The following is a 6,839-nucleotide window of genomic DNA, read 5'->3' as shown; positions in this document are numbered from 1 at the left end:
GGCTTACTACACCCGCAAAATGAGTCAGGGAAAACGACACAATCAGGCGCTTATCGCCCTGGCGAGACGACGCTGCGACGTTCTGTTCGCCATGATGCGCGACGGGACTTTTTATACCCCGCAGGGGTCATAACATGCTTGACAACTTAATAGGGGCACCCCCCGCGAGCCGCTATGAACCAACAGTTGCAGATGTTGTGCATCCAGACCTGCTAGTGCAAACAGTTCAGCGTTGATGATTTGATCAACTTGTTGCAGTTCAGCGAAATGATTGCCGCCACCGATAGAGCCAAGCGAGCTGCACCACGGATGCTGTGCAAATGCTGACGGCAGGTTTTCCTCCAGCCAGCTTTCTTCAGCAACGTCATCCAGATCTGATAATCGCTTTTCAAACTTATCGGCGTTGTATTTGCGAGCGAGAATATCTGTTTGCCATAGCGCCATACCGCAGCCGATATCATTGCCGACCAGTGCCGGATAAAAACGACCAACAGAGAAGAACGCTGCGCCAATCGGATAGCCGCATCCGGGATGTAAATCTGGCATCCCCACTACGCGCTGCATGTTGGGTAAATTTGCCGTGGTGTGTAATTGTTGGATCGCTAAACTCTCGATCCACTGGTCATCAGATGCGATGGTAAATACCGCATCGGATAAGGGACGAATATAATTGCCCATATACCATTCCGTAAATAGACTCGTCATACTTCAAGTTGCATGTGTTGCGACTAGAATTATTGAGAGTAACAATTAAAAAATCAGGAAATGGCAGACGAATCCAGGGCAAGAAAAAAAGAATTAATCCTGGAAAGGTCTGCAAAGAGTCATTGATAAAGGATTTGTCATGATTTACCTCCTTGCAGTTTGTGGAATAAGAAAACGCGCACATACTAGGCTTGCGTTATTTTCATTGCAAGCTGGATTTAATGTTGCTGTTTATAACGCATATAAAAATTAATAAACCACTCTCCCCGACATTCAACGCGTTGCTGCTTAACTGTCTGAAAACCATAACGTTCAAAAAAGGGTTTTGCGGTTATGCTTGCGTCCACCGTAAGTTCGGATTCAGACTTAATCAAAGGTTTTAACAAAGCGCTGGCAACCCCACGGCGGGTGTATTCAGGGTCAACAAATAACATATCGATATAGTGTTCAACGCAGGTAATAAAGCCGACCAGTTTTGCATTAATGACTGCAACCCGCACTTGTGATTTCGCGAGTTTCTCCTTCCAGCGAGATTCGTCAATCTGCGCCCAGGCGGCAATTTGTTGTGGTGAATAATGCTGACTGGCAGTCATCGTAACCGCTCTAATGAAAATAGCGCATAGTTGCTGAAAATCGCCAGGCTGATAGTCTCTTATTTGTATGTTATTCATAATCCCAGCACCAGTTGTCTTTCCATTTGCGGGTCAAGCAACGTCACATGCAGCCCCACCAGTCGCACACCGCGCCCGCCGCGGCGTTCATCCCAGGTTTTACGCGCGGTGGCGATTAAGTCAGCTTTATTCAGCCGCGGCCAGACGTGCTCCTGAGTGGTTTGCTGAAAATCATCAAACTTTAATTTCACCCCCTGGCGAGCAATCAGTAAATCAGGTTTCACCTTTGCCAGACGGCGTTCAAGTTCCGGATACAGCCGCTCGATAATCGCTTCACATTCAGACCAGTGGTGGATATCTTCCGCCATCGTGCGTTCCACGCCGACGGATTTTCGCAACCGTTCGCTGTTAACGTCGCGCTCGTCAATCCCCTGACTACGCTCCCACAAAATGCGGCCAAATTTGCCAAAGCGTTTAAGCAGCATCACCAGATCACACTTTTGTACATCACCGCAGGTTCGTAGCCCCATCGCTTCCAGTTTTGCCGCCGAGACTTTGCCGACGCCGGGGATTTTTGCCAGTGGTAAGGTTTGTAAAAATGCCGGAACTTCTGCCGGCGTAATCACAAACTGGCCGTTGGGTTTATTCATGTCGGAGGCGATTTTGGCGAGAAACTTTACGGGTGCCACGCCCGCAGACGCCGTCAGTTGCAGCTCGTTGAAAATCGTCTGGCGGATTTCCTGGGCGATGAGGGTCGCAGAACCGTGGCAATGGACGCTATCGGTGACGTCGAGATAAGCCTCATCCAGTGACAACGGTTCAATACGCGAGGTGTAGCGCGAGAAGATTTCGCGGATATGATTTGAGGCTTCTTTGTAGGCGTCAAAGCGCCCCGGAAGCAAGGTGAGATGCGGGCATAATTTGAGCGCCATCCCTGTCGGCATAGCGCTACGTACGCCAAATTTACGCGCGGGATAATTGGCGGTACTGATCACCCCCCGACGTTCGCGGCTGCCGCCAATAGCAATAGGGATATCGCGCAGGGCGGGATTGTCGCGCATCTCCACCGCCGCGAAAAAGCAGTCCATATCCACATGAATGATTTTACGCATTGCTCACCTCTCAACACTGGTAAAGTATACAGTGATTTCAGAGTTTGAGAAATGCGTAAAGATTCAGCATTTAACGCGTTCGCTGCGAAAGCACCTGCTGCTTATCCAGCTTTTGCACCAGCGGCTGCACCACTTTATCCCCATGCTGACCAAAGTATTGATACAGCGTATCGGACGCACTTTTGGTCAGCACCATAATCTCAATGCGCCGGTTGCCCGCGCTTTGCGGATTTTTGGAATCCAGCAGCATCTGGTCCGCCATTGCGCTTACCTGCATCACTTTATCTTCCGGCATTCCGGCCTCTTCCAGCACCCGACGAGCCGAAAGCGCGCGGTCACCCGAAAGGTTCCAGTTGTTGTAGATATTGTTTTTGTAAGCCATCGCATCGGTATGCCCGGTAATAATAATTTTGTTATCGAGCGAGTCGAAAACTGGCGCGAGCTCCACCAGCAGCGTTTTAAAGAACGGCATAATCTGCGCGCTGCCGCGTTCGAACATATTGCGATTCTGGTCGTCTTTAATCAGCACGCGTAATCCCTGGGGAACAATCTCCATCTCCAGATTCGCTTCCATATGCGCATCACGGGCAATGGTGGTGATACTGGTTGCCAGCTCGCCAAGCTCGGTGGCGGATTTCTTCTTCAGCAGCGCCGTTTTCTCATTGACGTCGCGCGCTTTTTTCTCCGTTTCTTCCGGCACCGCCACGGTGGCAGGTTTTGGCGGATGAGACGGGCTGATTTTATTTAACGGCGACAGCCCACCACCGTTAAAAATCGACTGCCCGTGCAGCGCGGCGATAATGCTTTCACGCTCGGATTTACTGACGCTGTTGACAATCAACTTTATCGTCGTCACCAAAGGGGCCGAGCGTATTTCCGAGGTTTCAGCCCGCTTTACCCTGGATGCGATGCCCGGTAAGCAGATGGCGATTGACGCCGATATTAATGCCGGGTTGATCAATCAGGCGCAGGCACAAACCCGACGTAAAGATGTTGCCAGCGAGGCCGATTTCTACGGCGCGATGGAAGGGGCATCGAAATTTGTGCGCGGGGATGCTATCGCCGGGATGATGATTCTGGCGATCAACCTGATCGGCGGCGTCTGTATCGGGATCTTCAAATACAACCTGAGCGCCGACGCCGCCTTCCAGCAGTATGTGCTGATGACCATCGGCGACGGGCTGGTGGCGCAAATCCCTTCCCTGCTACTCTCCACCGCGGCGGCGATTATCGTCACCCGCGTCAGCGACAACGGCGATATCGCCCATGACGTGCGTAACCAGTTGCTGGCAAGCCCATCGGTGCTCTACACCGCTACCGGAATTATGTTCGTACTGGCGGTAGTGCCGGGAATGCCACATCTGCCGTTTTTGCTGTTCAGCGCCCTGCTTGGCTTTACCGGCTGGCGGATGAGCAAACGCCCGCAGGCGGCGGAAGCGGAAGAGAAAAGTCTCGAAACGCTGACCCGCACCATCACCGAAACCAGCGAGCAACAGGTCAGTTGGGAAACCATTCCGCTTATCGAGCCTATCAGTTTAAGCCTCGGCTACAAGCTGGTGGCGCTGGTCGATAAAGCCCAGGGCAACCCGCTCACCCAGCGTATTCGCGGCGTGCAACAGGTGATATCCGACGGCAACGGCGTGCTGCTGCCGGAGATCCGCATTCGGGAAAACTTCCGCCTTAAGCCCAGCCAGTACGCTATTTTCATCAACGGCATTAAGGCTGATGAAGCGGATATTCCGGCGGATAAACTGATGGCCCTGCCCTCCAGCGAAACCTACGGCGAGATAGACGGCGTGCTGGGGAACGACCCGGCGTACGGGATGCCGGTGACCTGGATCCAGCCTGCGCAGAAAGCGAAGGCGCTGAATATGGGGTATCAGGTGATCGACAGCGCCAGCGTGATTGCTACCCATGTAAATAAGATTGTGCGCAGCTATATTCCTGATTTATTTAACTATGACGATATTACGCAGTTGCATAACCGTTTGTCGTCTATGGCACCGCGCCTGGCGGAGGATTTAAGCGCGGTGCTCAATTACAGCCAGTTGCTGAAAGTGTACCGGGCGCTGCTGACCGAAGGCGTTTCCCTGCGCGATATCGTCACCATCGCCACCGTGCTGGTCGCCAGTAGCGCGGTGACCAAAGATCATATTCTGCTGGCAGCCGATGTGCGCCTGGCGCTGCGGCGCAGCATTACCCATCCGTTCGTTCGCAAGCAGGAGCTGACGGTGTATACCCTGAATAATGAGCTGGAAAATCTGCTGACTAACCTAGTGAATCAGGCGCAACAGGGCGGTAAAGTGATGCTCGACAGCGTGCCAGTGGACCCGAATATGCTCAACCAGTTCCAGAGTACGATGCCACAGGTGAAAGAGCAGATGAAAGCGGCGGGGAAAGACCCGGTGCTGCTGGTGCCACCGCAGCTGCGCCCTTTGCTGGCGCGTTATGCAAGGTTGTTTGCTCCGGGGCTGCATGTGCTGTCGTATAACGAAGTGCCGGACGAGCTGGAGTTGAAGATTATGGGGGCGTTGATGTAAGTATCCAGCATTGGTGCACAACTGCCGGATGCGGCGTGAACGCCTTATCCGGCCTACCGATCCAGCACAGGTTTGTAGGCATGATAAGACGCGCCAGCGTCGCATCAGGCATCTGCGCATAATTATAAAATGATACGCTCGCCAGCATTTATATCCGTTACGTCCCCCGCCCAATCGATGGGATATAACCCTCGCGCGACATCGCGATGGAACGTTGAGAATGGCCAATCACTCACTTGCTTTACCCAACCATGCTTTACTGGATTTATATAAATATAATCAACATGATGCCTATAATCTTTGGTATTGCGGATGGCGTGCTCCCAAAAACGTGGTTGCCAGATATTTTTCAATCCACAAGCATGGGTAAATTGCTTTTTAATTTCCCGCCAGCGAGAGGAAAAATCATCATCGCCTTCAGGTAATGTCCATATGCAATGCATATGCTCTGGCAAAACGACCCAGGCGTTGATTTCAAAAGGCCTGTCTCGCTTAACTTTAATAATGGCGTTACGGAGCATCTGGTACTGGGTGGTCAAGAGTTGGCTTCGACGATTGCGTAAATTCACCGTGAAAAACCAGGTTTCCCCCTTGATGTAATAACGACGATATTCAGACATGGCGACTCCTTTTTCTCAACGGTAAGAAGAAAAGGAAAGGTCGGCAATGAGGTGATGGAATAACAGGAAAGCGGCTCGCAAAAACGCACAGATTTGTAGGCATGATAAGACGCGTCAGCGTCGCATCAGGCATCTGCGCACCACCGCCGGATGCGGCGTAAACGCCTTATCCGTCCTACAAAATCGTCTCTTCCGTCAATATCCACCGCGCGCCCAAAAAATGATCCTGCCAGAAAGGTTCAGCTAACCGACTTACCCGAATGGTTTCCCCCGTGCGCGGCGACTCAATAAACTGACCGTCTCCCAGATACACGCCAATATGGTCGGCAATTTCACGGCTGTGGATATGGAAAAACAGCAAATCTCCCCGGCGCAGGTCGTTATTTGCCACAATGGTTGCCCGATGGTAGTGATACATCTCATTAGCCGTGCGCGGGAGCTTAGCCTCAAGGATCTTGTTGTAGGCATAAAAAACCAACCCGCTACAGTCGAAGCCTTGATCGGGCCGCGTGCCGCCCCAGACGTAAGGCTTGCCAAGCTGTTGCTCCAGACGGTGAATCGCCACTTCGGTGATATTATGCAGGTGGTTGCTGCTGAGGAAATGATTGTTTTCTACCAACGCCTGCCAGCGTCTGTCACTTGCCTTGAGCGGCGCAGGAAACCATTCTGGATGCTGTTTTATCTGCTCCCGGTTGTGCTGGCGTAGCGCCCTTCTGCTTTCGGCATTGCCTTCCACAATGTAGCTGGCCTGTTTTTTCAGATGGGTTTGGTACTGTTTTAATAAACGCGCACGGTTTTGCATCCGCTGGCGGGCGGCGTAGCTGAAAGAGATATGTGATGTGGTGGCGCTGGCGAGTAAAGGGAGCAAAACGCATAACGAAAACACGCCTGGATGCAGAAATCTGCCGAGCAAGAACGAAGACATGAAGGACATAAACCGGCTGAATGAAGGTGAGAATTTTAAAAGACCGGAGGAGTAAACGGGATTATTAATTGCTTATTTGCATATTACTATTGAGGTTTCATAATCTGGTAATGCTGCCAACTTACTGATTTAGTGTATGATGGTGATTTTAAGGTGCTTGCGTGGCTTCCATTTCCATCAGATGTCCTTCCTGCTCCGCTACTGAAGGCGTGGTGCGTAACGGCAAAAGCACTGCCGGACATCAGCGCTATCTCTGCTCTCATTGCCGTAAAACATGGCAACTACAGTTCACTTACACCGCCTCTCAGCCCGGTACGCACCAGAAA

General features: G+C 51.7%; 6 protein-coding genes and 3 pseudogenes. 3 read left to right on the top strand and 6 right to left on the bottom strand.

Annotated features, from left to right (window positions below; all coding sequences use genetic code 11):
• A pseudogene (locus BGK49_RS29165) lies at positions 1-133 on the top strand (IS110 family transposase); the annotation flags it as partial.
• Between the two features lie 23 nt (positions 134-156).
• Here BGK49_RS29165 and BGK49_RS07340 read toward each other — a convergent pair.
• From BGK49_RS07340 to lafU, 4 genes and pseudogenes are all read right to left on the bottom strand, one after another.
• Positions 157-678, bottom strand: a pseudogene (locus BGK49_RS07340) (RNA ligase RtcB family protein); the annotation flags it as partial.
• A gap of 245 nt (positions 679-923) precedes the next feature.
• Positions 924-1,376 carry a GNAT family N-acetyltransferase gene (locus tag BGK49_RS07335; protein ID WP_001059855.1) on the bottom strand — a complete coding sequence of 151 codons (453 nt, stop codon included), beginning with the start codon at positions 1,374-1,376 and terminating at the stop codon, positions 924-926.
• On the bottom strand, positions 1,373-2,428 hold the full coding sequence (gene dinB / locus BGK49_RS07330; protein ID WP_001226164.1) for a DNA polymerase IV: 1,056 nt from the start codon (positions 2,426-2,428) through the stop codon (positions 1,373-1,375). Before dinB ends, BGK49_RS07335 begins: the two co-directional genes overlap by 4 nt.
• Positions 2,429-2,498: 70 nt before the next feature.
• The gene (gene lafU, locus BGK49_RS07325) at positions 2,499-3,284 is read right to left on the bottom strand and encodes a putative lateral flagellar export/assembly protein LafU (protein WP_000207568.1); all 786 of its coding nucleotides are present in this window, start codon (positions 3,282-3,284) and stop codon (positions 2,499-2,501) included.
• Between lafU and BGK49_RS07320 the strand changes: the two are divergent.
• A pseudogene (locus BGK49_RS07320) lies at positions 3,250-4,968 on the top strand (flagellar biosynthesis protein FlhA); the annotation flags it as partial. The gene lafU and the pseudogene BGK49_RS07320 sit on opposite strands and share 35 nt — an antisense overlap.
• Before the next feature lie 122 nt (positions 4,969-5,090).
• Here BGK49_RS07320 and rayT read toward each other — a convergent pair.
• Together rayT and BGK49_RS07310 are read right to left on the bottom strand one after the other, a co-directional pair.
• Positions 5,091-5,588 (bottom strand): REP-associated tyrosine transposase RayT, encoded by a 498-nt coding sequence (gene rayT / locus BGK49_RS07315; RefSeq protein ID WP_000006234.1) that lies wholly within the window; start codon positions 5,586-5,588, stop codon positions 5,091-5,093.
• A 175-nt stretch (positions 5,589-5,763) separates the two neighbouring features.
• Positions 5,764-6,513, bottom strand: a complete 750-nt coding sequence (locus BGK49_RS07310; RefSeq protein WP_005025508.1) for a C40 family peptidase — start codon at positions 6,511-6,513, stop codon at positions 5,764-5,766.
• Between the two features lie 161 nt (positions 6,514-6,674).
• On the opposite strand from BGK49_RS07310, the gene BGK49_RS25775 reads away from it, so the two are divergent.
• Positions 6,675-6,839, top strand: a 165-nt coding sequence (locus tag BGK49_RS25775; RefSeq protein WP_047664789.1) for an IS1 family transposase, incomplete at its 3' end; no start/stop codon positions are given.

The sequence above is a fragment of the Shigella sp. FC1544 genome, from assembly GCF_001722145.1.
In the GTDB taxonomy this organism is placed as follows: Bacteria; Pseudomonadota; Gammaproteobacteria; order Enterobacterales; family Enterobacteriaceae; genus Escherichia; species Escherichia coli.
This window is presented reverse-complemented; position numbering and strand designations above follow the sequence as displayed.